25 protein-coding genes are annotated in these 24,140 nt (G+C 45.5%); 19 read left to right on the top strand and 6 right to left on the bottom strand.

The window, feature by feature from the left end:
- The first annotated feature begins 114 nt into the window (after positions 1 to 114).
- The gene (locus tag KO533_RS08330) at positions 115 to 1,104 is read left to right on the top strand and encodes a LysR family transcriptional regulator (protein WP_006086115.1); all 990 of its coding nucleotides are present in this window, start codon (positions 115 to 117) and stop codon (positions 1,102 to 1,104) included.
- 1 nt (position 1,105) lies between these two features.
- Here KO533_RS08330 and KO533_RS08325 read toward each other — a convergent pair whose 3' ends face one another.
- Positions 1,106 to 2,473, bottom strand: a complete 1,368-nt coding sequence (locus tag KO533_RS08325) for an MATE family efflux transporter (protein ID WP_173246972.1) — start codon at positions 2,471 to 2,473, stop codon at positions 1,106 to 1,108.
- 224 nt (positions 2,474 to 2,697) lie between these two features.
- Between KO533_RS08325 and KO533_RS08320 the strand changes: the two genes are divergently transcribed.
- From KO533_RS08320 to KO533_RS08290, 7 genes are all read left to right on the top strand, one after another.
- Positions 2,698 to 2,988 carry a co-chaperone GroES gene (locus KO533_RS08320; RefSeq protein WP_006086113.1) on the top strand — a complete coding sequence of 97 codons (291 nt, stop codon included), beginning with the start codon at positions 2,698 to 2,700 and terminating at the stop codon, positions 2,986 to 2,988.
- Between the two features lie 57 nt (positions 2,989 to 3,045).
- Positions 3,046 to 4,683 (top strand): chaperonin GroEL, encoded by a 1,638-nt coding sequence (gene groL / locus KO533_RS08315; protein WP_011847850.1) that lies wholly within the window; start codon positions 3,046 to 3,048, stop codon positions 4,681 to 4,683.
- A gap of 604 nt (positions 4,684 to 5,287) precedes the next feature.
- A complete protein-coding gene (hipB, locus tag KO533_RS08310; protein ID WP_105253052.1) occupies positions 5,288 to 5,524 on the top strand; it encodes a type II toxin-antitoxin system antitoxin HipB in 237 nt (78 codons plus the stop codon).
- 3 nt (positions 5,525 to 5,527) lie between these two features.
- Positions 5,528 to 6,829, top strand: a complete 1,302-nt coding sequence (locus tag KO533_RS08305) for a HipA domain-containing protein (protein WP_219253642.1) — start codon at positions 5,528 to 5,530, stop codon at positions 6,827 to 6,829.
- 493 nt (positions 6,830 to 7,322) lie between these two features.
- Positions 7,323 to 7,592 (top strand): hypothetical protein, encoded by a 270-nt coding sequence (locus KO533_RS08300; protein WP_219253640.1) that lies wholly within the window; start codon positions 7,323 to 7,325, stop codon positions 7,590 to 7,592.
- A gap of 242 nt (positions 7,593 to 7,834) precedes the next feature.
- A complete protein-coding gene (locus KO533_RS08295) occupies positions 7,835 to 8,410 on the top strand; it encodes a hypothetical protein (protein WP_219253639.1) in 576 nt (191 codons plus the stop codon).
- A 118-nt stretch (positions 8,411 to 8,528) separates the two neighbouring features.
- A complete protein-coding gene (locus KO533_RS08290) occupies positions 8,529 to 8,915 on the top strand; it encodes a carboxymuconolactone decarboxylase family protein (protein ID WP_219253638.1) in 387 nt (128 codons plus the stop codon).
- 159 nt (positions 8,916 to 9,074) lie between these two features.
- Here the strand turns inward: KO533_RS08290 and KO533_RS08285 are convergent, their stop codons facing one another.
- Positions 9,075 to 9,326: a DUF2999 family protein gene (locus KO533_RS08285; protein WP_006083102.1), complete on the bottom strand. Its 252-nt coding sequence runs from the start codon at positions 9,324 to 9,326 to the stop codon at positions 9,075 to 9,077.
- A 326-nt stretch (positions 9,327 to 9,652) separates the two neighbouring features.
- Between KO533_RS08285 and KO533_RS08280 the strand changes: the two genes are divergently transcribed.
- The 3 genes from KO533_RS08280 to KO533_RS08270 all read left to right on the top strand — a co-directional run bounded on the left by KO533_RS08280 (position 9,653) and on the right by KO533_RS08270 (position 12,507).
- On the top strand, positions 9,653 to 11,167 hold the full coding sequence (locus KO533_RS08280) for an ATP-binding cassette domain-containing protein (RefSeq protein ID WP_219253637.1): 1,515 nt from the start codon (positions 9,653 to 9,655) through the stop codon (positions 11,165 to 11,167).
- 531 nt (positions 11,168 to 11,698) lie between these two features.
- Entirely contained in the window at positions 11,699 to 11,995 is a 297-nt protein-coding gene (locus KO533_RS08275; RefSeq protein ID WP_012088215.1) for a DUF134 domain-containing protein, read from the top strand.
- A complete protein-coding gene (locus KO533_RS08270) occupies positions 11,992 to 12,507 on the top strand; it encodes a NifB/NifX family molybdenum-iron cluster-binding protein (protein WP_105251373.1) in 516 nt (171 codons plus the stop codon). The genes KO533_RS08275 and KO533_RS08270 overlap by 4 nt, the downstream gene beginning before the upstream one ends.
- Positions 12,508 to 12,526: 19 nt before the next feature.
- Here KO533_RS08270 and KO533_RS08265 read toward each other — a convergent pair whose 3' ends face one another.
- The 3 genes from KO533_RS08265 to KO533_RS08255 form a co-directional block, all read right to left on the bottom strand.
- Positions 12,527 to 12,874: a thioredoxin family protein gene (locus KO533_RS08265; protein ID WP_105251374.1), complete on the bottom strand. Its 348-nt coding sequence runs from the start codon at positions 12,872 to 12,874 to the stop codon at positions 12,527 to 12,529.
- 62 nt (positions 12,875 to 12,936) lie between these two features.
- Positions 12,937 to 13,086 (bottom strand): hypothetical protein, encoded by a 150-nt coding sequence (locus KO533_RS08260; protein WP_168825540.1) that lies wholly within the window; start codon positions 13,084 to 13,086, stop codon positions 12,937 to 12,939.
- Between the two features lie 55 nt (positions 13,087 to 13,141).
- Complete coding sequence (locus KO533_RS08255) at positions 13,142 to 13,795, bottom strand: excalibur calcium-binding domain-containing protein (RefSeq protein WP_219253636.1); 654 nt, start codon at positions 13,793 to 13,795, stop codon at positions 13,142 to 13,144.
- Positions 13,796 to 14,206: 411 nt separating this feature from the next.
- On the opposite strand from KO533_RS08255, the gene KO533_RS08250 reads away from it, so the two are divergent.
- Positions 14,207 to 14,593, top strand: coding sequence for a PadR family transcriptional regulator (locus tag KO533_RS08250; RefSeq protein ID WP_105251375.1), 387 nt, complete (start codon positions 14,207 to 14,209; stop codon positions 14,591 to 14,593).
- 1 nt (position 14,594) lies between these two features.
- Positions 14,595 to 15,557 carry a hypothetical protein gene (locus KO533_RS08245; RefSeq protein ID WP_219253635.1) on the top strand — a complete coding sequence of 321 codons (963 nt, stop codon included), beginning with the start codon at positions 14,595 to 14,597 and terminating at the stop codon, positions 15,555 to 15,557.
- Between the two features lie 147 nt (positions 15,558 to 15,704).
- On the opposite strand, the gene KO533_RS08240 is transcribed toward KO533_RS08245, so the two are convergent.
- Positions 15,705 to 16,520, bottom strand: coding sequence for a hypothetical protein (locus KO533_RS08240; RefSeq protein ID WP_219236020.1), 816 nt, complete (start codon positions 16,518 to 16,520; stop codon positions 15,705 to 15,707).
- A 354-nt stretch (positions 16,521 to 16,874) separates the two neighbouring features.
- Between KO533_RS08240 and KO533_RS08235 the strand changes: the two genes are divergently transcribed.
- The 6 genes from KO533_RS08235 to KO533_RS08210 all read left to right on the top strand — a co-directional run bounded on the left by KO533_RS08235 (position 16,875) and on the right by KO533_RS08210 (position 23,981).
- Positions 16,875 to 18,905: a TonB-dependent receptor gene (locus KO533_RS08235; protein ID WP_346014698.1), complete on the top strand. Its 2,031-nt coding sequence runs from the start codon at positions 16,875 to 16,877 to the stop codon at positions 18,903 to 18,905.
- Positions 18,906 to 19,176: 271 nt separating this feature from the next.
- Complete coding sequence (locus KO533_RS08230) at positions 19,177 to 20,019, top strand: AraC family transcriptional regulator (RefSeq protein WP_113939990.1); 843 nt, start codon at positions 19,177 to 19,179, stop codon at positions 20,017 to 20,019.
- Between the two features lie 137 nt (positions 20,020 to 20,156).
- Complete coding sequence (locus KO533_RS08225; protein ID WP_219253632.1) at positions 20,157 to 20,870, top strand: LysE family transporter; 714 nt, start codon at positions 20,157 to 20,159, stop codon at positions 20,868 to 20,870.
- Positions 20,871 to 20,967: 97 nt separating this feature from the next.
- On the top strand, positions 20,968 to 21,798 hold the full coding sequence (locus KO533_RS08220) for a hypothetical protein (RefSeq protein ID WP_219253630.1): 831 nt from the start codon (positions 20,968 to 20,970) through the stop codon (positions 21,796 to 21,798).
- An 805-nt stretch (positions 21,799 to 22,603) separates the two neighbouring features.
- The gene (locus KO533_RS08215; RefSeq protein WP_219253628.1) at positions 22,604 to 23,545 is read left to right on the top strand and encodes a hypothetical protein; all 942 of its coding nucleotides are present in this window, start codon (positions 22,604 to 22,606) and stop codon (positions 23,543 to 23,545) included.
- A 52-nt stretch (positions 23,546 to 23,597) separates the two neighbouring features.
- A complete protein-coding gene (locus KO533_RS08210) occupies positions 23,598 to 23,981 on the top strand; it encodes a hypothetical protein (RefSeq protein ID WP_219253626.1) in 384 nt (127 codons plus the stop codon).
- Positions 23,982 to 24,140: the final 159 nt, after the last annotated feature.

Here is a 24,140-nt window from a genome sequence, read left to right as displayed (position 1 = left end):
AGTTAACAAATTGTCAGCATTTCTGGGCGCGAAGATACCAGCTAAATTAGTTGCAATAAACGGGATACTTTGGGATTATCAGTCCCACATAATGAGATTGAACTTAAGGTCAAAATGAAGACAGAGGACTTAGCGTTATTCCACCGAATTGCTGAAACCGGTAGTTTGATTGAAGCGGCGGATTTACTTAACTTACCTAAATCGACTGTGAGTCGGCGTTTGCAAGCCTTGGAAGATGAGCTGAACATTAAATTGTTCCACCGTCAGAGCCGCTCTATGACGCTCACTTCTGCGGGCAGTCATTTTTACCAGCGCTCGCAGAATATTTTGGCTCAGCTCGACGAAACCCTATTCGAAATGACCAATGACGATGCTGAGATCAGCGGGCATTTGCGCATTCAAATGTTCCCTATCCACAGCATGAAAATCTTGATGCAAGCCATTTTCCGCTTTATGGATATGCACCCTAAACTCACCTTAGAAGTCATCAGCAGTTCAGAATCCGTTGATATGGTGAAACATAATCTCGATGTGGCCTTTGTAGTCGAGCCTGCGTTGGATACCTTAGATTTAGTGGTGCGGCCAATTTTTACCACTGACTTACGTTTTTACGCGAGTCCTCAATATTTAGCGGCACACGGCACACCTAAAACACCGAAAGAGATTGAAGCACATAATGTGTCTATGTTCCGTTTATCCAATGGCAAAATCTTTAATGAATTATTTATCGGTTCAGAACAAGAGGTGAGAGTCAGAGGCAATTTCTGCTCCAACAGTATTGAAGTGGCGGTTGAGTTTGGATTGCAAGGACGCGGTATCGTGTATGCACCTTCTGAAGTCGTTGCCGAATATGTGGAAACTGGTGAGTTAGTGACCTTATTACCTGAAATCCAACCCCACCAAGGCGAGTGCTTCTTAGCTTATCCATCAAGACGTTACGTAAGTTTAGCCAGTCGGCGCTTTATCGACTATATCATGCAAGAGTTAGTGCCAAACGGCGTGCCGACTAATATGAGTGAGCAAGGCCCACGTCGATCCTGCAAAGCCTCTACGGGAGCGTTTTCAGACGACGTGTTGCGCTTTCCCGTTAAAAAATCAAGCTAGTTTACCCCTCGCTAATGGCGTTTGCGGTCGTGATCTTTGTGGGCTCACAGATCCGCTGCGCCAGCCAATAACAGGCAATTCCCATCAAAATATTGGTCACAGGTAGCGCGAGCAGCAGGCCTTTAACGTCACCTATATACGATCCCAAGGCTGCTAGCGGCAGCATGAGCAGTACTAAGCGGCACAGATTGATGACTAATGAACTCATAGGCCTGTGGTAGGCATTGAGCGAGGTCGCGACAATAATCACTATACCCAAAGGTCCGTAGGCGCAGGGCAGCACTAAGATATAAAAACTAAGCCATTCGATAACCTGCGGATCGGTACTGAATAAATGCGCGATAGGCTCGGCTAAAAAGATCAGTGGGATATAGAGTAAGGTTTGGAAAATAAAGATAAATTTTATCGATAATAGTAGGGCTTCTTTCGCTCTGTGTGGCTGTCCTGCCCCTAAGTTTTGCGCAATAAAGGGCATTAAACTCGACGACAGTGCCATCACTACTATTAATAGCACTGACTCTAACCGAGTACCGGCACCAAAGGCTGCCACGGCGCTGTGATCGATATGCGCCAACATGGCCATAATAATGGCATTGGCTAGTGGATTGATTAAATTCATCAAGGCGGCGGGTTGTGCTATATGGGCTAATTTGCTCCAGTTCGCGCGCATTCTGTCTATGTCAAAGGCGGCCCATTCGAGCATTTTGCGCCTGACAATCAACAAATATCCCGACAAAGATAAGGCAATCAACCAAGCGAACAGGGTTGCAATTGCGGCGCCTTGGATTTCTAAACGTGGAAATGGCCCAATACCAAAAATCAGTAACGGATCGAGGATAAGATTGATGAGTGCCGCCAGCGCCATGATCATCGCCGGCGAGCGGGTGTCGCCAGTGGAACGTAAGCCTTGATTGCCTACCATCAACAATACCAGCAGCGGTGCGCTGACATACCAGTAAATCATATAGTCGTGGATCAGCGGCAAGCTGTCATCGTTTGCCCCGAGTAAGCGAAACAATGGCGTAATAAAAATGCTACCCAGTGCGGCTAAACTGGCGATCAAGACAAAGGTGAGCAATAAGGCATCATGCAAGAACACTTTGGCCTTGTGGGCATTACCCGAACCGATAAGTCGGCCTAAATTGGTCGAGACACCAGCGCCAATACCAATGGCGATGCTCGAGATCACTAAGGTCACCGGAAAGGTAAAACTGATGGCGGCTAAGGCTTCAGTGCCCAATTGGCTGATAAAAAAAGTGTCAGCGAGGCTGAAACCTAGAATGGTCATAATGCCAATTAAGTTGGGGAGGCTCATGTTGAGCAGTACACGACCAATTGGCGCGGTGAGCAGCCCGTGTCTGTCTTTCATGGAAAAATAGTGCCTTGTTAGCGAGCGGAGGCGAGATTCTAGCAGGATTGTGCGGACTTGAAAAAACCGACATCAAAAAATTGAAGTTTTTTTTGTAAATGCCCTTGGATCTCGACACTGTCAGCCCCATATCTCAGACAGCAAAAGAGCAGACTAAGGTGTCTGTTTTTTTAATCACAAATAGGCTCGATTGTAGGGCATCAAATCATTAGGAGAGTTCATAGATGAATATTCGTCCATTACATGACCGCGTAATCGTTAAGCGTCTAGAAGTTGAATCAACATCAGCGGGTGGCATAGTACTGACCGGTAGCGCCGCTGAAAAATCAACTCGCGGTGAAATCCTTGCTGTGGGCAATGGCCGTATTTTAGAAAATGGCACAGTTAAGCCACTGGATGTCAAAGTGGGTGACGTGGTGATCTTCAACGAAGGTTACGGCGTTAAGAAAGAAAAAATCGACGGTCAAGAAGTCTTGATCCTGTCGGAAGCTGACCTGATGGCAGTAGTGGGTTAATCCTCAGCATCAATTCGACATTCCAATTAATCATTAAAAATTTAAAGGATAATCAAGATGGCAGCTAAAGAAGTTGTATTTGGTAATGACGCTCGCGTAAGAATGCTGGCTGGCGTAAACATTCTCGCAAACGCAGTTAAAGTGACCTTAGGCCCTAAAGGCCGTAACGTGGTATTAGACAAGAGCTTCGGCTCACCACTGATCACTAAAGACGGTGTTTCTGTTGCCAAAGAAATCGAGTTAGAAGACAAATTCGAAAACATGGGCGCGCAAATGGTGAAAGAAGTTGCTTCTAAAGCCAACGACGCCGCCGGTGATGGTACTACTACTGCAACTGTACTGGCTCAAGCCATTGTAGTTGAAGGCTTAAAAGCCGTTGCAGCCGGTATGAACCCAATGGATCTGAAGCGCGGTATCGACAAAGCCGTTATCGCAGCTGTTGCTGAATTAAAAGCCTTATCACAACCTTGTGCAGATTCAAAAGCGATTGCACAAGTTGCGACTATCTCTGCAAACTCTGACGAATCTATCGGCGAAATCATCGCAACTGCGATGGAAAAAGTCGGCAAAGAAGGCGTGATCACAGTTGAAGAAGGCCAAGCGTTAGAAAACGAATTGGACGTAGTAGAAGGTATGCAGTTTGACCGTGGCTACCTATCTCCATACTTCATCAACAAGCCAGAAACGGGCAGTGTTGAATTAGATCACCCATTCGTACTGTTAGTAGACAAGAAAATCTCTAACATTCGTGAACTGTTACCTATCCTTGAAGGTCTGGCAAAAACCGGTAAGCCATTGCTTATCGTTGCTGAAGACGTTGAAGGCGAAGCATTAGCAACATTAGTTGTGAACAACATGCGCGGTATCGTGAAAGTGGCTGCTGTTAAAGCACCTGGCTTTGGTGATCGTCGTAAGGCAATGCTGCAAGACGTAGCAATCCTGACTGGCGGTACTGTTATTGCTGAAGAAATCGGCCTAGAGCTTGAAAAAGCAACCCTGGAAGATTTAGGTACAGCTAAGCGTGTTGTGATCACTAAAGACAACACCACCATCATCGATGGTAACGGCGAGCAAACACAAATTGCTGCTCGTGTAAGCCAAATCAAACAACAAGTTGAAGAATCAACCTCAGACTACGACAAAGAAAAACTGCAAGAGCGTATGGCTAAACTAGCTGGCGGCGTAGCAGTAATCAAAGTTGGCGCAGCGACTGAAGTTGAAATGAAAGAGAAAAAAGCCCGCGTTGAAGATGCTCTGCATGCAACTCGCGCTGCGGTAGAAGAAGGCGTGGTTCCTGGCGGCGGTGTTGCTCTGGTTCGCGTAGCTTCTAAGATCGCTGAAGTAGAAGTATTAAACGAAGACCAAAAACACGGTGTGGTTATCGCACTGCGTGCAATGGAAGCGCCACTACGTCAAATCGCCACTAACGCGGGTGAAGAAGCGTCAGTTGTTGCTAACACAGTGAAGAACGGCAGCGGTAACTTCGGTTATAACGCCGGTAATGACACTTACGGTGATATGTTAGAAATGGGTATCCTTGACCCAACTAAAGTGACCCGTTGTGCATTGCAATTCGCTGCGTCAATCGCAGGTCTGATGATCACTACAGAAGCTATGGTTGCTGAGATCCCACAAAATGCTAGCCAAGATATGGGCGGTATGGGTGGGATGGGCGGAATGGGCGGCATGATGTAATTTTTGCTGGTCTATAACGTTGATTACGGCGTTGCTGCTCGCTCACATACACACAACGTATGCTACGCTCACAGCGCCTTGTACTGAACGTTTTATGCTGCGCAAAAACGTCAGACCCCTAGGCCTAAGTTCTTAGTCCGCTAAGAGCGACACCTAAAAAAATCCCTGATACTTAATAGTGTCAGGGATTTTTTTGTATCTGAGGGGCTAAGGAAGTGTTGCTTAACCACTCTAGATTGTATTGGGAGCAGAAAGCTGAACGTCGTGGTAAAGCGCCTTGTTCTAACTCGATTTATCCTACGTAAGATACTTTGCTGGTCTGATGCCTAAAAGCCTCAAACCAAAGTTCTTGTAAAAGAAAACCCCGATGCTGGTAACAGTTTCGGGGTTTTGTTTTTGGTCTGGCAACTTGGGGAAGTATTGGGTGTACTTACCTACACTTTTTGAGATTTAAGCACTGAAATGACCATGAAAGTGTAACATTGTACACTTTTTGATGGCTTGTCATTTTCAACAATCCAAAAGTGTAGTTCTGTACACTTTTATATTGAATGGGGCTGGTTTTAGTGCTAAGGTGTATGAAGTTACACTTTTGGAGATGATGATGGCATCACCGCTAAATCAACAATCCCTAGGCTTGTTAATTAAAGAACGAAGGAAAAGTGCTGCTCTTACCCAAGACGTGGCGGCCATGCTGTGCGGCGTAACCAAAAAAACGCTGATCCGAGTTGAAAAAGGTGAGGATGTTTATATCTCAACCGTATTCAAAATCCTTGATGGTCTGGGGATTGATATCGTTTCGGTTCAAACCAGCGACACCGAAACTAACGGCTGGTATTAACCCATGAGTACTTCTAAAAAGCTCACGTTAGAGATGTACCTCGGTGATTTAATTATCGGGGAATTGTCCTTTGATGCGACGACCGACACCTTTGCCGTGCATTACACCGAAAAGTGGCAACAAAGCGGATTCCCACTATCCCCAACAATTCCCTTAGATGGCCCAGCAAGTAGCAGTCAGATATCGATGTTTTTGGTTAACTTATTACCAGAAAACAAAGGATTAGATTATCTAATTGAATCGCTTGGCGTCTCCAAGGGAAATACCTTTGCCTTGATCCGCGCCATTGGTCTCGATACCGCAGGTGCTGTTGCTTTTGTTCCTAAAGGGACTTTGCTGCCTGAAACACAATTACGGCCAATTAAGGCTGAAGAAGTTATTCAGCGAATTGAAGATCCCACAATGTGGCCTATGGAAATTTGGGACGGCAAACCTCGACTGTCGGTAGCGGGTGTACAACCTAAATTAAACCTGTTTTATAACGGTGAAGAATTTGCATTTGCCGAAGGCGCGCTTTCATCTACCCATATTGTTAAATTCGAAAAATATCGCCATTTAGTGCTTAATGAATTTATGACGATGCGCCTAGCTAAGGCGATTGGAATGAATGTGGCTAATGTCGATATTGTTCATTTTAAAGATTACAAAGTACTCTGTGTCGAACGCTTTGACCGACGTTATATGCCAAATGAGCAAAGGGTATTAAGAAGGCATATTGTCGATAGCTGCCAAGCACTTGGTTTTAGTGTTAGCAAAAAATATGAACGTAATTTTGGTTCAGGGCGTGATGTTAAAGATATTCGTGAAGGGGTAAGTTTTAACAGGCTCTTTAGTCTTGCTGCAACATGCCGTAATCCAGTGGCTGCTAAGCAAGACATGTTGCAATGGGCGCTGTTCAATTTACTGACCGGTAATGCCGATGCACACGGTAAAAACTATTCGTTTTTTATGACGCCAAGCGGAATGGAGCCAACTCCTTGGTACGATTTGGTCAGCGTGGCTATGTATGAGGATTTTGAACAACAGCTTGCGATGGCAATCGATGACGAATTTGATCCAAACAGCATTTACGCGTATCAATTGGCCGCATTTATTGATGGCTTAGATTTACCACGGAATTTATTAATCAGTAACTTAACGACAATAGCGCGAAGAATACCGCAGGCAATAGATGGTGTGATTTCAATGCTCCCAGCCCTCGATGAGAGTGAAACAGTATTTGTAGCTCATTACAAAGCGCAGTTGCTGGCGAGATGTGATCGTTACCTTAGTTTTGCCGCCGAGGTCAGGGATGTGGAAGTTTAGTGCTAGCTACACTTATCACCCAGCGGTAATTTCGCAGGGGGGGAGTGAAATACTATCACCTTGGCTTTGTTTGTTAATCCATAGAGAGTTGGGTATATCCCATAATTCTTGATTGCTTTTAAAGGCAAAATCAAAGTTGTGGGGCTTCACCCCACACCTGACCAAGGAGGACTGCTCGTCCTACCCTCCTTGGATTCTCCAAGACGCCCCTAGCGAAGTTACATGCATTGATGACTAGCCTTGGTCTTATGGATAAATAGCTATCGCTTCCGAAGGCAACGTCCCTGTACCTACGAAAGCTAGTCGGACATCCATATCCGGACTCACGCAGTTTATTCCAATGCCCTGCGGTAACTTCGCAGGGGAGGGTGAACTTCTGTAGCCTTGGCGTCGGCTATTAAACCCAAAAGAGTTATGCCTGTTCTTTGCATTGCGCTGCTTTCTGATTTTTAGATATAGTCTGATTTAATTCTCAGCAGTATGAGATTCATGGATGGATATGCAAGAAGCTTTAGAGCAGATCAAGACAGTTATTCGAACAGTTATTCATGATAGAAAGTCTCGCCAACTACCACTCAACGGAAAAGGCTTTCACTTCGCTTCATTCACAGACATCGCTTATAGATTAGACTCTCTAAGCCCTGAAGCTGTAAGAGAGCTATGTAAGCAAGTACTGCGAGACCCAGAGTTCATTCCTGTAGGTCACTGGGGATGGGGTAACTTCGTTGATGCAGGGATAGCGCTGAAGAAACACACCAGATAAAGTTAATTGTTCACAGTCGAAACTCTTAGTTATGTATAGGAAAATTTAACGAGCCACCCATTGTTAAATTTGCAGAGTGTATGCTTGTAAAAAGGCATACAGATAACTGGAAAATTGGTTGAATACTAATATATTGGCAGACATTTAAGCTGAACAAAAATAGTGGGTTAAGCTCTTATTCTCAATTACAATGCACTATTTTCATTCGCTAAATGCGGCATTAAACGAGCAGGAAACCCAGTATGAATATCCCAATGATTACCGCGCTTCAGAGTGCTATTACCGAAGCGCTAGAGAGTATACCAACCTCTGAGGCGGAGCAGATCTATGCATTGTCTTTCTATATCAACAACGAATATGACGATCCCCGTCTACCTACGCTGACAGTCGGCTATAACACAGTCGATGAGTGGCATGCCTCGATTCCAAAGGCTTCTAGCTCTGACGAAGCAAAATGGAACTATGCCTTCTGGCTTCAAAACGAACTCCTCGTCTTTGGGGATTCTGACTCTCAGACTGCGGATATCTTAGCTCGCTGGGTGGCCGATCTCGGTCTCGGGTACAGTGATGCGGAGGAAGATGTCGATTTTGATCGCTGCCTTGAGCTTGGTCAGGAGATAACCGAGCAATTTGTTGCCGCAGTATGCGTTGTCGCTTCTACACTCCATTCCAACTTAACCGTTAGTCGCGTTTTCGGTCGTTCGGTACCCATCATAGTTCACGAGCTCGAGTACTATAACGAGATCGCAGATCAGACAGAGGCCTGTAACCCTCCCAGACTCGCCGAAGAGTTCGTTTCTTGGGTGCACTCAATCTAACGTTGGTTATCAGTTATAGGTGGTAAGGATATAGGGCAGATTGGTTGGCGGCGGTTCAATAAGCCTAATCACAGAGCCTAATCACATAGCTTAATCACATAACAAAAAGGATGCATCGATGAACGATGAGCAATACGAGAAGGGGCTTGAGGTGCGTCGTGCTGTGATGGGCGATAGCTATGTGGATAAGGCGCTCAATAGTGCGACGGATTTTACGCAACCGCTGCAAGATTTAGTTACGGCCAATTGCTGGGGTGAGGTTTGGGTGCGTGATGCCATTTCAAGGCAAACGCGCAGTTTGATTACCATAGCAACGCTGGCGGCATTAAAGGCGCCGACTGAGTTAAAGGGCCATGTGCGGGGCGCGCTAAACAATGGCTGCTCGGTTGAAGAGATCCAAGAAGTCTTACTGCATTGCACCGTTTACTGCGGTATGCCAGCGGGGATTGAAGCTTTTCGAGCGGCGAAAGAGGCGATTGAGGAGTGGCAGGCGCAAAACAGTTAGCTCACTTGGTATTAATCATTTTGAGCGTCAATGGCTTTGAGGTTTAGTTGCTGTGAGATTTAGTTACTTTGCGGTTTAGTGGTTTTAACATTCGCTAGGGGAGCTGAGTTACGCGGATTCCCCTAGCGCATGATGGCTACAAACTTGAACAGTCTGCGCTTATTTTTGCAGTTGGGCTTTTGCGGCTTCTACTTTTGAGAAATCCAAACCGAGTTCGAGCACGGCTTCTTTGATCAAAGCCGGTTTCTGCATCACTAGCCCCAGCAGTTGTTGTAGTTTTTCGGCTGGGATGCCTAATTGACCGAGCGTACCCATCGCCATTAATGGATTTTCGGTTAATGTTTGAAACAGTTCTTGGATTTTAGCGTCACTGACGTTGTGTTCTTTTAAAATGGCAATAATGGGATTCATTGCATTACCTTGTTGATATGAAAGTTAAACAGGTGCCGATTTTATCACAGTTCTGCCAGAGTGGTTGCCTCACACATGCGTACCCGTTGGATGTTGCCACGCTTTGCCTATGCCATTAAGCGCATTAGATTTTATTCCCAATAAGCTTTACTCTGGTGAAGTATTCCCCAAAATCTGCCGATAAAACCTGAGCGACTGTCGTGCTGTGTGAACCATTGCATTGGATTTTGCGGCTCTAGATATGATTGCCTTAGATATCATGGCGCAATGCGATTGGGTAATCGCTGGCTTTTATCATCCCTTAAAAATAGAAAGGAACTGTGGTTATGCTTGATGTTGTCGCGAACCAAGACAAAAGTATTGTGGTTAAACAGTTGCGATACGGGCGTGATAATGAGGTGTTAGTCGTCGATGAGTGGCAACTGAACCCTGCTGAACATTGGGCGATTTTCGCGACCGACAGTTATTGTGGTTCCTTGCTCGGGCGAATATTAACGGGTGATATTCTGCCCGATGAAGGGACGATTGCTGGCCTGCCGCAACGTATCGGCTGGGTGTCACTTGGACTGCAGCAAGCGTTGCTGGAGCGCGAGTTAGAAAAAGACGAACTGGATTACGGTTCGAGTGTCGAATCCTTAGTATTGGAATGCTGCCAAGATGCCAAGCAACTCCCAGCATTATTACAAAAGGTTGGGCTTGAGCCGCTGCGCCTGCGTGGTTTTCGGCAATTATCCACGGGCGAAACGCGCAGAGTCATGCTGGCACGTGCACTGGCAATGTTACCGCAATTGCTGATTTTAGATGACCCTTATGCAGGGCTCGATGCTGAACATCAGGCGAGCTTATCTGAGCTGCTGAGTGAAGTGGCCGAGCATAGCCAGTTGCTGATCATTACCTCACGCCAAGAAGAATTGCCGCCGTGTATCAGCCATGTAGCGCTGTTTAATGGCGAGATGCTCAAATCGGGGCAGAGTGTGCATAAACTCAGCCCGTCGATGTCGATTGAGCAATGGCACAATCATCCTGTGATGGCGCAGTTGAATGCGTTATCCGCCCAACGTAGCGATGAACTCTTGGCCTTAATGGAGCGGCAAAGGCACAACGCTGAGGCGTTTGATCCTCTGGTCGAGATTAAAAATGGCAAAGTGGAATATGTCAGTGGGCTGATTTTCAGCGGCGTGAATTGGCGCATCGAGGCGGGGCAACATTGGCAAGTTCGCGGCCCAAATGGCTGCGGTAAAAGCACTTTGCTGGGGCTGATTTTAGGCGACCATCCCCAATGCTATAGCAATGACATCACGCTCTTTGGCCGACCTCGCGGAAGCGGCGAGAGTATATGGCAGATTAAACAACGGATTGGCATAGTATCGTCGGCGCTACACTTGCAATATCGCGTCAGTTGCTCGGCATTAGATGTGCTGCTTTCGGGCTTTTTTGACTCTATTGGCTTGTACCATAAACCCACTAAACCTCAGCTAGATTTGGCGAAGGAATGGTTGGCGATTTTGCACATGACAGGGCTGGCGAGCACCAGCTTTAAGAAGCTCGATTATGGTCAGCAGCGGTTATTGCTGATAGGTCGTGCCTTGATTAAACAGCCACTGTTACTGATTTTAGATGAGCCGTATCAGGGCTTAGATTTTATCAATCGCACCTTAGTGATGCGGGCGCTGGAGATGATAGCCGAGCATCATCTGAGCCAATTGCTGTACGTGTCGCACCATAGGGAAGATGCCTTACCTGCGATTAAAAACTTTGTCGATTTCATCAAGCAAGATGACGGCTATTCGGTACAGGTGAACTACTGTGAGTCTGAGGATTTAACCCGTTTAAATCAGTAAATGCCACCTATCACAGCAGCTTAACGGCTGCTTACTTGTTTGCAGAGTTTGTCATTATCCCTCGGCACTCCAACGCAGGTTAAAATTGACTTTACAGGGCGCTAGCCATTGAGTGTGTTAGTCACGCTCAATGGCAATATACCTGTGGTGCGAAAGATTTTCGTATTCCAGTGAAAACTGAGATGCACCACATATCGATAATGAGGGTATCGCCCTAGTGTTTAATCCCCCATTCGCCAGACAGCAGTTCTGTTAATTAGTCATGCTTGATATAGGTAACTGTGAGCCGTCTTACAGTTTTGAATGTCGTTGGCGCGAATAATAGTTTCTGGCCTAGGCCAGAAACTCGTGACAGTTTTATGGTTCATCCACTGAACTTATTCATCAAGTCAGTTATCACGCTTGAGAATCCAGAGCTATGGACTTCCTTAGCGAGATGAGCCCGAGTGTCACTTGTTGTACCAAAGATGTGCACTAAGACCTAAAACACGATTTCAAGACAAATAAGACGACTTAAAGATAAAAACATTTATGCCAAGACCCAAAAAATGCCGTCAATTATCGAGCTGTGTGCCCTGTAGCCTATTTAAGCCTAATGGGATCCCTGCGGTTAAATTAACTCATATTCAATTAGAGGCCGATGAGTTTGAGGCCCTCGAACTGGGTGACGTTAAAAGATTAAGCCAGATCGAAGCCGCGGCCTTGATGGGGATCTCTCGGCAAACCTTTGGATACCTTCTCGCCAATGCCCGTAAAAAGGTGGCGACGGCTATCACTCAAGGTCAAGCCTTGAGGCTGCCAACCCAAACAGACAAGGATTTATCATGATTATTGCCATGCCGATGAGCCGCGAACGCCTCGCCAGTCACTTTACGAAAGCCCTACAAATTGGCTTTTATAATGAACAGTTTCAACGAATCAAACTGGTCGATAACCCGGCCATTGAAGGTGACTGTAGTGCCAAAAAAGCCTTATTAGAGCTGATTATCCAACAAGGTACCGACATTGTACTTGTGCAGAATATCGGTGAGCGCATGTTAGGAAAGTTGCTCGATGCGGGGATTAGTGTGAGCAAAGGTAGTGCGAGTCAAACAGTGGCGACTTTGCTGGCACAAACGGCGGATCTTAATCTTAGATTGACGGATGCATCCCAAGGCCGCGCTTCACTCAAACATGCAGCCAAGGGCGGATGTTGTCATTCTACAGGTGACGGCTGTGGTTGCAGCGGTAAAGCTAAAGCAGCACCTAGCTCAACACGTCTTATAAGCACGCCAGCAGTACAGGTTAAGCTCGATAAGTCAGTGCATTACGCTGGGTTTAGACCGCTGGTAAATAAATAATCTCACTGTCTAATTTGGATTATTCCTCCACAGTTAAAGCGTAGGGGCGGGCAAGCGCCCCTCGAATATCCGCTAATGAAAACACCTTGGAAAACCGTCCAAAGGTTTTGCCATAAAACACACATTCCACCACAGGCAAGGCAAATACATTGCGGCTCGCCGCTATCTCACCTTGGGCTTGGCAATCAATATAGGCCATCCGCATCTGCGGGAACGCTTGCGCCAACATCTCAGCAATTCTCGGTTTGAGCGTTTGACATACACCGCAGTTTGGCGCGCCAAATAACAACAGCACCGCAGCATGCTCGGTTAACATGGACTCAAGCATCTCAGGTGAATCAATGTGCGTGATGATATCGGTGTGCATGCGTTGCCATTTGGAAGTTGTGATGAGTATGAATTCATGGGCTAGTTTGCGTATTTCTAGGGTTAAAGCCAGCCCATTTTTACCACGCTACTACTGATAAATTGACCAAGGTAGAATAAGCCAAGCATGAGAAGCCCGATACTGGCAGCAATCACTCCGATTTGCTGTAAGCCTGTCAGGCTATCTCGCCATTGTTTTAGATTATTTATCATTTTACTACCTGCTCAGGCTTAAGGTTACCCGCGTGACTTTACATATGTCGCATCGCTAACTGCACCACTGACGCTCGCAGGGAATGCCATCACCGTTACCATCCATTTGAGTATTGGGGCAATGTTGGATGTAGAAAGTCGCCTCAGCACAGGAACTCATGTGGCTGCAATGGGTTTTACCCGCTTCACATTGGAAACTTGGTGTTGCCGTTGCTTGTGTTCGCGCTTTAGTTTCATACATGGGCATTGGCTGAGTGTCTTCATTCGTGAGGACAGGTACTTCATCGATTGCAGGAGCTTCATTGAATTCTTGGTATTGTTTAAAGCCAAAGATAACTATGGCCACGATTATTAGCAGCGGGATTATCGTATTAAAGGACGATTTTCGTGAGTTATGGTGATGCGCTTTATCTTTGTTATTGAAGTTGAAGTTTTCATTGCGTGATTGGACATGAGAGTGGGAGCGCGGTGTTGCACTCGCTGCAACGACAGCGACGCCTTCAATCGAGGCGATAACCGCTTTTCTTTTGCCGTCATTTTGCACTTCCGTTTGAAACAGAATGCTGTCGCCCACTATGGGTTTTCTCGCCATCTTTTTCAGCACCGAAATGTGAATAAACACATCTTGGGCTGCGTTTTTTTCAGGCTGAATAAAGCCAAATCCCTTTTCATCGTTCCAGCGTACCAGCACGCCTCTATCCATGAGCATTTTCTATGTCCTTAATTTAACCGCTTAATATTTTTAGTTATTGAATATCAATACTTACTTGAGTCGCTCCGATTTATCTTTTTTAAGGAGCAAACCGTACTTAGGTTGACGAGTCAGCGATTCAATGTTGGCAGCTAAGTTACTCAAGCATAGAAAGTTTTGCAATTTTTTATCTTGAATTTGCTTATGTGTGACTCATTCGCTTTGAGTGTATGGCGGTGGGGAAATGTGAGCACTTAGCAGAAACGGTTGGCATTTTTGTAAATTCAATACAAACAATAGATTGCATTAATAATAAACAAATCGAACAAAAAACGTGCATGAAAACTTGCAATTTTACTGTGTGCTACATAGTATTTGCTGTGTGGCACACAGTGTGTGTGACACAGTGTTAAGGACAGGAATTCGACAATGACAAGTTCACAGCTAGTCAAAATGCGACTCGAGTTGCGCCGTGGGGTATTAGTGTTGGCGGTACTGGGATTATTAAAACAAGCCCACTACGGTTATTCGCTCCGCAAACAGTTGCAGGAAGGTGGTATCGATATTGACGAAGGGACTCTGTATCCCTTAGTGCGCCGCCTAGCCGATCAAGGATTGTTGGATAGTGAGTGGCGACAGGCCGAAGGGCGTGAGCGTCGTTATTACCAATTGTCGTCATTGGGCGCTGAGTTGCTCAGTCAACTTACCGATGAATGGCAGCAACTTAATGGTGCCTTGGCTTTTTTACTGGAGCAAAGCGCTGACACTAATGGCTCAGATATGAAAAGCTCAGACGAGAGTGCAGAGGAGATTTGATATGGAATTAGTCGATCGCTATATCGCCGCGGTGCAGCGAGAATTGCCCGAGAATAAACGTCAGGAAATTGGCCGTGAATTAAAAGCCAATATCTGCGACCAATTGGATGCCCTATCTGAACAAGGCGAATTGACTGAAGCGCAAATTGTCGCAGTATTAAAGCAAATGGGTCATCCCTGTAAGGTCGCGCAGCAATTTGTTCCGGCAGTGCCTATTATTGCCTCTGAGGATATTCCGCTTTTTAAACATACACTTTTCACTGTGCTTGGGGTCTTGTTTGTGCTGCAGGTTGTGGGCGGCACGACTCAATGGTTGGGCTCTGCAGAGGGGGATCTATTAGGATTTATCCACCATATTGCCAAAGGTTTTATTGGCGATGCCTGTCTTGCCTTTACCGCTATCCTGTTGGCCTTTTGGAGTTTCTCGGCTCAGGGGAAACCCCTATCTGGCAGCAATTGCCAAAAATGGCAGCCGCAGAATTTGCCTAAGGTTGGGCCCGGTTGGCAGCATATTAGTTTAAGCGATGTGTTTACCGATCTGGCGACATATCTTTTTCTCTTATTTGTGATCTGGTGTTCTGTGTGGATGAGTAGCGAGCAATTAGCCGCGCGGACTGTGATTTTCAGCGTCAATGCTCAGCAATTACTGCAATGGTTTAGCCCTATTATTTTGCTGTCTATGGGGAATAGTCTCTGGCAACTACGCCGCCGAGTGTGGACTACTGAATTGTTACTGGCGAATATGGGGATCAATCTTGCTTATGCCTTGTTCTTAGTCTTTCTGGCCTTTAGTTCGCCACTATTACAAAGCCAAGTACAAAACCAAGGAGCTGAATTAAATGGGGAATTTACGTTATTACAGTTAGAACATTGGCTAAGTTATACTCTAGTGATTGCCGCTATGTTCCCTGGCTATGAAGTGATTCGCGATGGGGTGCGTTGGCGTAAACTCGCAAGCAAATAAGTAAGGTTTAACCTAGGTTTTGTAGGTGAGTTTTATTCACTTTTTTATCGAATACATGGCCTGATCAGCATGATTGAACAGGCTTTTTATATTTGTGCCATCTTCTGTGGAGAAAAGTAAGCCACGACATTTACATTCGATGCTGATTTATTCTGGGGTATCGCCATGATTCATTTCATTATTAAGCGATTCTTGAGCCTGTTGTTTGTAGGTGTCAAATATGCCTTCTTGCTTCATCTGTTTGAGCTCCCGAGCAAGATTAACGGCGAGTGCCGCGTGACGTTTATTTAAGTAACCATAGCTGGTGAGTTCTTCTAGGGTGGCAATCGCGATTATTTTGCTGCCTTGAAACTCAGGCGTTTGTAATAGATCCAATGAGCTTGCCTCCGTATCAATATAGATATCGATTCGGTCGCGGAGCATTTTACGAAAGGAGCTCGCAGGGGATGAAGATTCAGTCAGACGCTCCTTAGGAATGAGTCCCTTTAGCTTTTGTTCTGCGAGGAACACGCCTCGATAGTATTCGATCTTGTATCGACTCTTTTGCAGCGCTTGCCAGTTAGGTATTTTGATTTCGGGATTGTGCGCGAAGGCTATTAAATGGGTATCGATAACCGGTTCTTCAATTCGAATGAGGTTGGTAAACTTTTCGCCATAATGAGATACACGCCCAGGCTCGCCATCCACTTTACCTGAGTCCGCCATCATACTGGCACGGGCTGCGGGAACCACTTGATAGGAGAAGTCATATCCTAAGCGTTCAAAGGCTTGGGCGTAAATCAGTTCAGCCCATTTAAAGTAGAAGTTATGTTTGGGATCCTCATAAAACGCCATCGTAATGATAGGTTTATCAGCAATCATCGCTGTGGTTTCTGCTGTTGATTTACTGGTTGCATGAACCGAGACACAAAAGAAAAGGCCTACCCACACACTCCAAATGTGCATATTGCTCCATCGTTGCATAGCGTGTCTCTCAAAGTGTTGAGTTATTTAGAGTATAGCTAGCCTGATAAATGGGTTCATTTTTATTCAAGCAAGATTATTTCATTACCATGATTTCGCACTAACACACGGTTGAAATGTGATCTGCTGGCGGACATTTTGTCCTTTTGGGTTTAAAAATGTGCGATACGGCACATAGAAATGATATTTGCCTGTATTTTGCTGGTTTTTTATTCATCAGAGTTTGAGCTTGATCGGTTTTTTGCTTGTAAATAAGGCGTTAAATCCCTGCCGTCTATCACCTGTAGTAGGAAAGAAAGGATGAAATCGGGACTGGGATTATCAGGAATGCGGTTATCAAAGCTTTGGTTATCAATGACGTGGTTATTACCTCTTTGTTGTTTATCGAGTGCCGTAGTGGCAGAGGCGGCAACGGACAATATCGAACGCCTTGAGGTGCGCGGCAGGCAAATTAACACCTTAGGCCATAGTACTTCGGCATCTGAGGGGATAGTCGGCGCGGCAGAAATCGAGAGTCGACCCCTATTACGAACCGGAGAAATCCTCGAATTTGTTCCTGGGATGATAGTCACTCAGCACAGTGGTTCGGGTAAGGCGAATCAGTATTTCTTACGCGGCTTTAATTTGGATCATGGCACAGACTTTAATACTCGAGTCGATGGTATGCCTGTGAATATGCGAACCCATGGGCACGGTCAGGGTTATACGGATCTTAACTTTTTGATCCCTGAACTTATAGGTGAGATCCGTTATGCCAAAGGCGCTTATTATCCTGAGGTGGCCGATTTTTCTGGCGCGGGTGCTGCACAATTACTGCTGGCTGATCAACTCCCCCATAACCAAGTTGGGGTGACGTTGGGTGAATATGGCTACCAGCGACTAGTGGCGACTCAGGAGCTAAACACTGACATGGGGCGTTTTATTTGGGGTGGTGAGGCACAAACCTATGATGGCCCGTGGACGGATATTGATGAGGATGTGAGTAAGATCAGTGTCGTCGGGCGTTATTTAACTCGACTCGGCGAGGGTGACTTGAGCGTCACTATGATGGCCTACGACAACAGCTGGAATTCGGCGGATCAGATCCCCGCCCGTGCGGTGGATTCTGGATTAATTGATTTTTATGGATCTTTAGATAAAGACGTCGGCGGTGAATCTAACCGTTATAGCGTTTCAGCTAATTACGATGCGGGTGATTGGCAGGGAAATGTCTACGCCATTCGCTCGACTATGAATTTATTCTCTAATTTTACCTATTTCTTAAACGATCCCATCAATGGTGATGAGTTTGAACAAGTCGATGAACGCACGATTTGGGGCGGCGATCTTAAGCGTGATTGGCAGACTTTACTTGGTGGCACTCAACTGAATTACAGTGTGGGCGGCGATGTGCGTTATGACGATATTGGCGCAGTGGGTTTGTATAACACTCAGGCGCGACAACGGCTGAATACGGTAAGGCTTGATGAAGTGCAAGAGTTGTCGAGTGGCATCTTTGGCAAAGTTGAGTGGCTGCCAGCTGATCAATGGCGTTTTAATCTTGGGCTGCGTTACGATTATTTTGATGTGCAGGTCGACAGTGATAATCCGCTTAACAGTGGCGATGCGTCCGATGGTATGTTCAGCCTCAAAGCCGGTGCTTCTTATTTGTGGAGCGATAATCTTGAGTTATATGTTAATGCAGGCCAAGGGCTACATTCGAACGATGCCCGCGGTGCAACGATCAAGGTTGACCCTGTGAGTGGCGATGAGGTCGAAAAAGTCGATCTACTTGTGCGCTCAAATGGCGGCGAATTTGGGGTGAAATACTATGACAGAGACTTTATTAATTTCTCTGCTGCGATCTGGTATCTGCAACTAGATTCAGAATTAGTATTTGTGGGCGATGCGGGGAACACTGAGCCGAGTCGTGCATCTGAACGTTATGGTGCTGAATTAACGGCTTATTATTGGTTGAATGAGGCAATCAGTATCGATATGGAATTAGCGTGGACTAACGCCAGATTTACTGAAAATGAATTTGAAGAGGGCAAGTATATCGATGGCGCGGTTCCCTTTGTTGCCAGTGCGGGCATCACCTATCGACCCGACGGCGATGGCCTATATTCGAGTGTACGCGTGCGGCACCTTGGCGAGCGGGTGCTCGACAGCTTTAATGACCACAAGGCTGATGCGACCACATTAGTTAACCTCGCATTAGGATACGAGTTCCGCCGCTTTGACACTAAGCTTGAGCTGCTCAATGTGTTTGATAGTAAAGATCACGACATAGATTATTTTTATGCCTCTCGTTTGCCCGGCGAAGCAGCCGAAGGGGTTGAAGATCAGCATTATCATCCTGTTGAGCCACGAATGGTGAGAGTCAGCGTGAGTTATCATTTCTAGTGGTATTCATCGGTTAAGGTGATATCGAAGGTTATTACGTATTTCGCCGAGCAAAAATGTATCTCATTAAGCGTCCAGATAGTTGGGCGCTTTTTTCTGCTGCACTCATTTAAGCGCTAATTTAAGCACTAATCTAAGCCCAAATCGCTTCAAACTATGTGGCTGCAATAATTTACTATTCCCGCGCTGACAATGGAGGCTAGAATGATGACGAGTTGATCTGAGTTTTCCCCTGTTTTACAGCTGATGCTATAGGTAATCGCCGCGAGTTATGAGTACTGCAACACCCATTGAAAACATTAATTATTGGCGTCATCCTAGCTTATCAGGCATAGAACTGAGTCAGGCGGAATTTACGCATTTCAGTTTTGATAAACATGTGCATCTGGATTACCACTTAGGTGTCGTCACTCAAGGCGCGCAGCAGTTTGTGAATAAGGGCAGCAGTTATCAGCTTGGTCAGCATAGTTTATCGACCTTAAATCCCGACGAAACCCACGATGGTCAGAGCCGCGATGCCGACGGTTATCGGGTGAAAGTGATGTCGATCCCCGTGGAATATATGAATGAAGTCAGTCAAGAACTGGGTTTGAAGGAGCACTTTTTCAGCGCGCCTATGGTGGATGACCCTACGCTTTATCAATATTTTATTCAGCTACACGAGCTATTAATTCAAGGCCAATGCAGTGCGCTTGCGGGTGAGTCCCACTTACTGAATTTTATTCATCTGCTGCTGGAGCGTTACCCAAGCGGTATTTCATCTTGCCTATCTAAACCGAATCAACCGCAGGGGTTATCTAAGTTGCAGGTGAGCTTAGTGAAACAGCGAATTCACGATGAGCCTTGGCATAATACTCAACTTGAAACCTTAGCCAATGAAGTGAATTTAAGTAAGTTTCAGTTTTTACGGCAATTTAAACAGGCAACAGGGATGACTCCCCATGCTTATCTCAAGCGGGTGCGTTTAGAGTTGGCGAAAAAGTCCTTAAGTCATGGCGCGTTAGTGGCGGATGTGGCGCAGCAGTTCGGATTTTTCGATCAAAGTCATTTAAACAAAGCTTTTAAGCAGGCATTCCTATTATCGCCAGTGCAATTTCAGCGGCGTATGCTCTAATTTCCCCCGTCTTTCAACTGCCGCTGATTTTAAAAAACACTGAATAGTGCAATTTATTACAATTCAGCGCTGCGACAAATTGCCATACTGGCTGCCTCAGTTATCGTTATTAACCTTTTTTGCGGAGCCGCATATCTATGGATTTATCTTTATTACTCACCTTGGCTGTAATCCATGCCGTTGCTTTAATCAGTCCCGGACCCGATTTTGCCATTATGGTGAAGATTGCGACTCAGCAGTCCAGAAGCACTGCGGTTGCCGCCGCTGTGGGGATTTCAATAGCCATTTTAGCTCATACGATTTTGAGTCTGACCGGTGTGAGTCTACTCATTAAGAGTTCGCACACTCTGTATCTCTTAGTGCAAATTGTGGGCGCTTCTTACCTCGCTTGGATGGGGTTTGGTGCCCTGCGTGCCGGTCTTGCGATACTCGCTAAACGTAAAATGAGTGCCAGAGTCCATGCTGGGAAAAATGATGATGCTGTTATTAGCGCTGGTGACGTTGAAGGTGTGGCGTCTGTTGCTGGTGGCTTAGGTGGCGCTATGTCACGCAGGCAAGGTTTTTTGACTGGGCTTTATACTAATCTATTGAATCCGAAAGCATTAGTATTTTTCTTAACCCTGTTTTCGGCCTTGATTACCCCAAGTGTTACAACGAGCACTAAAATTGCTTCAGCTATTTTGTTGTTGTCTTTGTCATTGGCATGGTTTGGCTTTTTAGCGGTAATGTTGTCAAAGGCGCAGGTGCAACTTAAATTGCAGCGACTAACACCGGTTATCGATGCGGTTATTGGTGTCATCTTTATGTCGGTAGCCTTGGCGATTTACTCAAACCTATTATTAACCGCTTAGTTAGGCGCAGTGTAAATCACCTTAGGTTTTAGTCTGAGGCACTTATGGTATTCTTGGCCTTTAGTCTCAGCAGAGACATTTGGAGTAAGGGATAAAGATGCCATTCGCCTCACGACTCAAGGGAAGCAAATTAGCTGTTTTCAGCCAAGTTACACTGATGAATATCGCGTTTTCTGCGGCGTTAATATTCAGCGTTATGGGTTTAAGCATCAATGCAAACGCCGCTGATGAAGCCATGCCACAGGAATATATCCCTCTGGTGCAAGGGCTTATCGACGCCGCCAAGGCCAATGATCTTGAGGCGATTGCTAAGCGTGTGGCTTACCCGCTTAAACGTGAATATCCTATCCCCGCGATTCAAAATATGCAGGAAATGATCGCACGTTTCGATCAGGTTTTTGATCCTAAGCTGCTTGAGCAGATCGCCCATTCTAAGATTGAAGCCGATTGGCAGACAATGGGCTGGCGCGGCATTATGCTCGGTAGCGGCGTTGTGTGGCTGGATTTTGATGGCAAGATCATCGCCATTAACTATCAAACACCGGTAGAGGCAAAACTGAAAGCAGAGTTTATTGCTAAGCAACAAACGGCATTACATCCGAGTGTGAGTGAGTTTGTCAGCCCAGCGTTATCTTGGGAGACTGCCAAGTTTACCATTCGTGTCGATGATATGGGGAACAGCCAATACCGTTATGCCGCATGGGCAAAGGGTAAGTCATTGAGCGACAAGCCAGATTTAGTGCTGAATAAAGGCAAACTCGTGTTTGATGGCAGTGGGGGGAACCATTCATATCAATTTCGCAGCGGCCCATACCAGTATTATTGTTATGTCACCGTCTTAGGCGGCAGCGATAGTCCTCTAGGCGAGCTAGTGGTGTTTAAGAATGACCAAGAAATACTGACACAAGCTGTCATTAAAGCAAACTAGTCTCGTTTCCATATCACTATGAGTGAGATTTAAAGCAGCGACTATCCGTTGATGGTCGCTGCTTTAGTAATCCTAACGATTTCCTTTAGCTAGAAGCTATTGCCCCAAAGTGTGTTTCGTAGTTTGAATGCTTTAATCAAAATCAAAGTCGTGGGGCTTCACCCCACACCCGACCAAGGAGGACTGCTCGTCCTATCAAAAACGTCCATGTTAAATAGCCAGCTCGATATCCATATCTCGCGCTCAAAGCGGCCGTAGGCCTTCGCCTTTGGATGCTCCAAGACGCCCCCAACGGAGTTGAAAGCCCCTTGTGCTCATTGCCAAATTTGCTATTGCTTCCGAAGGATGCGCTTTACATCCATGTAAATCCCTCCAGTTCGGCAGTCCTAGCCTCTCGCTCATAAGCGCGAAAATCACCGATGTTCATTCGCCCCTGCCCCTGCGAAAGCTAGTCGGTCATCCATGACCGAACTCACGCACTTTTTATTAAATCAAGAGCTCTATTCGCCCTGCGGCAACTCCGAGTGGAGGTGTATTCCTTGGAGTTTTGAGTCGTTAGATAGCGATTGAACAGCAAAAAATAAGCGCGAAAAATGAGAAAGCTAAAACGATATCAAGTGATTACCCATCAAACTGTATAAAAAACCGCTACCGCAAAAAAGCAAATTCCTATAGCATCATTTATACCCATTTACATGGATGTGGCAGTGGCCATATTTGAGATTTAGTCAACAAGCGATTTATGCCCTGCAAACAGCGCAGCGCATAAATACTAAGACGTTAACTGCTACCTAGAATTGAGATTATGCGCGTAAAACTAAAAAAGATAGCCGACAATTTGAGCGATGAAGAACATTCATCTATCGCGGATGAAATACGCCAAGGAAAAATCGATGGTATATCTCTATCATACTTAGGTGGTGCTTTTGGTCCTACATGGTCTGCGGGTAACGATTATAGTTTAGATTTCCTGAAACACTATTCGGGCATTAGAGCTTTAGAGATTTTTCTTCCTGCGCTAACAAGTATTGATGCTATTGCTGAGCATGTAAACGAAATAGAGTTTTTGAGTCTGGGAGAGCTTAATAAAAAAACTGTATCTTTAAGGCCTCTATCAGATCTGAATAAGTTAAATTCTCTGAGTTTGGTCAAAAATAAGAAAGATATCGATTCTATAGCTACGCTCACTAGCCTTAGAGACCTAACCCTTTCAGGGTATCAAGAAAAACAAATAGAGCATGTTGCTAGTCTGAGTAATTTAGAAAGTTTATATTTGGGTTTCGGCACATTTGAAGACCTAAATGCTATTAAAGGATTATCTAAGTTAACAAGCCTAGAAATACTTTGGGTAAAGAAATTACACGACCTAAGTGCCCTGGAAAACCTGACATCTCTTGAGATATTGCATTTAAGTACTCTAAAGCAAGTTACATCCATTCCAGATGTTTCCAATCTAAAGCACCTTAAGAGCTTGGTCATGGATACCATGAATGGACTTTCCTCTTTGTCAGGTATTAAAGGCAGCTCAATTAACGAATTGGCTGTAATTAATTCGAAGATAGATCCTGTATTGTTTTCTGAGCTAAATGATAGTTTGCCAGTGCTGCAGCGGCTTGTACTTGGTCTCGGAACTAAAGGGAAAACAAATGAAGCATCTAGTTTCTTTGATGGTTCCGTTATATGCGACACATTTAATGATTTAAAATACAGTACAGCCAGAGGCTATAGAATTGAGTTCTGCAGTTAACAAGGCGCTGCTGTCGGACAAATTTTCCGCTGCGCGGCGTTAGGCATACACAATGAGCCGTAGATACCTTAATCTTCAAGAAGCCGAGTCGGCGCTTAAGCGAGGGAAAGCAGTTGAGTGCTTTCTTGGTGGCTGTGAACGGTATGGCCGTGCTGGTATTCAGTGGCTAAGCGTTCGAGGTCCCAAATCCGAAATAGATGTTTCAGTTTACGAAACTGCTGATTTGGGTGATGAATCATTCCTTAATATTTATGAGTTTGGTCCATTAGATCCAGACCTAGAGCTAGAGGATGCCAATGAGGTCAAATCATTCACTTCATTTGGCCAAGCGATAGAGTTTATTGAGCAACGATTCGCAGGATCATCTGAAAGGTTATTGAACGAGTTTATGATTCAAGATGAATATGCCGACTATATTTCGAGGGGCCGGAAGTAGAAATGCCTAACAAATAAGGATAGGCCGCGCGTAGCCGCGACCTTATCTCAGTGTTGAACAAGCCCGATGCTGGTTGTTGACACTTTATTATGCAAATAGCGGATTGAGAATTTGAAGGTATCAAGGTCGTATTTTGAAAGAGACTTTTATGCAGACATG

It is taken from the genome of Shewanella sp. NKUCC05_KAH, assembly GCF_019345585.1.
In the GTDB taxonomy this organism is placed as follows: Bacteria; Pseudomonadota; Gammaproteobacteria; order Enterobacterales; family Shewanellaceae; genus Shewanella; species Shewanella oncorhynchi.
This window is presented reverse-complemented; position numbering and strand designations above follow the sequence as displayed.

Excerpts from the sequence above, each read along its gene's own strand:
- KO533_RS08210 (WP_219253626.1), top strand. The coding sequence starts at position 23,598 with ATGAGCCGTAGATACCTTAATCTTCAAGAAGCCGAGTCGGCGCTTAAG.
- KO533_RS08320 (WP_006086113.1), top strand. The coding sequence starts at position 2,698 with ATGAATATTCGTCCATTACATGACCGCGTAATCGTTAAGCGTCTAGAA.
- KO533_RS08250 (WP_105251375.1), top strand. The coding sequence starts at position 14,207 with ATGACAAGTTCACAGCTAGTCAAAATGCGACTCGAGTTGCGCCGTGGG.
- KO533_RS08255 (WP_219253636.1), bottom strand. The coding sequence starts at position 13,795 with ATGCTCATGGATAGAGGCGTGCTGGTACGCTGGAACGATGAAAAGGGA.
- KO533_RS08270 (WP_105251373.1), top strand. The coding sequence starts at position 11,992 with ATGATTATTGCCATGCCGATGAGCCGCGAACGCCTCGCCAGTCACTTT.
- hipB (WP_105253052.1), top strand. The coding sequence starts at position 5,288 with ATGGCATCACCGCTAAATCAACAATCCCTAGGCTTGTTAATTAAAGAA.
- KO533_RS08295 (WP_219253639.1), top strand. The coding sequence starts at position 7,835 with ATGAATATCCCAATGATTACCGCGCTTCAGAGTGCTATTACCGAAGCG.
- KO533_RS08325 (WP_173246972.1), bottom strand. The coding sequence starts at position 2,473 with ATGAAAGACAGACACGGGCTGCTCACCGCGCCAATTGGTCGTGTACTG.
- KO533_RS08230 (WP_113939990.1), top strand. The coding sequence starts at position 19,177 with ATGAGTACTGCAACACCCATTGAAAACATTAATTATTGGCGTCATCCT.
- KO533_RS08265 (WP_105251374.1), bottom strand. The coding sequence starts at position 12,874 with ATGCACACCGATATCATCACGCACATTGATTCACCTGAGATGCTTGAG.
- KO533_RS08300 (WP_219253640.1), top strand. The coding sequence starts at position 7,323 with ATGGATATGCAAGAAGCTTTAGAGCAGATCAAGACAGTTATTCGAACA.
- KO533_RS08215 (WP_219253628.1), top strand. The coding sequence starts at position 22,604 with ATGCGCGTAAAACTAAAAAAGATAGCCGACAATTTGAGCGATGAAGAA.
- KO533_RS08330 (WP_006086115.1), top strand. The coding sequence starts at position 115 with ATGAAGACAGAGGACTTAGCGTTATTCCACCGAATTGCTGAAACCGGT.
- KO533_RS08275 (WP_012088215.1), top strand. The coding sequence starts at position 11,699 with ATGCCAAGACCCAAAAAATGCCGTCAATTATCGAGCTGTGTGCCCTGT.
- KO533_RS08220 (WP_219253630.1), top strand. The coding sequence starts at position 20,968 with ATGCCATTCGCCTCACGACTCAAGGGAAGCAAATTAGCTGTTTTCAGC.
- KO533_RS08235 (WP_346014698.1), top strand. The coding sequence starts at position 16,875 with ATGACGTGGTTATTACCTCTTTGTTGTTTATCGAGTGCCGTAGTGGCA.
- KO533_RS08290 (WP_219253638.1), top strand. The coding sequence starts at position 8,529 with ATGAACGATGAGCAATACGAGAAGGGGCTTGAGGTGCGTCGTGCTGTG.
- KO533_RS08225 (WP_219253632.1), top strand. The coding sequence starts at position 20,157 with ATGGATTTATCTTTATTACTCACCTTGGCTGTAATCCATGCCGTTGCT.
- KO533_RS08245 (WP_219253635.1), top strand. The coding sequence starts at position 14,595 with ATGGAATTAGTCGATCGCTATATCGCCGCGGTGCAGCGAGAATTGCCC.
- KO533_RS08305 (WP_219253642.1), top strand. The coding sequence starts at position 5,528 with ATGAGTACTTCTAAAAAGCTCACGTTAGAGATGTACCTCGGTGATTTA.
- KO533_RS08285 (WP_006083102.1), bottom strand. The coding sequence starts at position 9,326 with ATGAATCCCATTATTGCCATTTTAAAAGAACACAACGTCAGTGACGCT.
- KO533_RS08260 (WP_168825540.1), bottom strand. The coding sequence starts at position 13,086 with ATGATAAATAATCTAAAACAATGGCGAGATAGCCTGACAGGCTTACAG.
- KO533_RS08280 (WP_219253637.1), top strand. The coding sequence starts at position 9,653 with ATGCTTGATGTTGTCGCGAACCAAGACAAAAGTATTGTGGTTAAACAG.
- groL (WP_011847850.1), top strand. The coding sequence starts at position 3,046 with ATGGCAGCTAAAGAAGTTGTATTTGGTAATGACGCTCGCGTAAGAATG.
- KO533_RS08240 (WP_219236020.1), bottom strand. The coding sequence starts at position 16,520 with ATGCAACGATGGAGCAATATGCACATTTGGAGTGTGTGGGTAGGCCTT.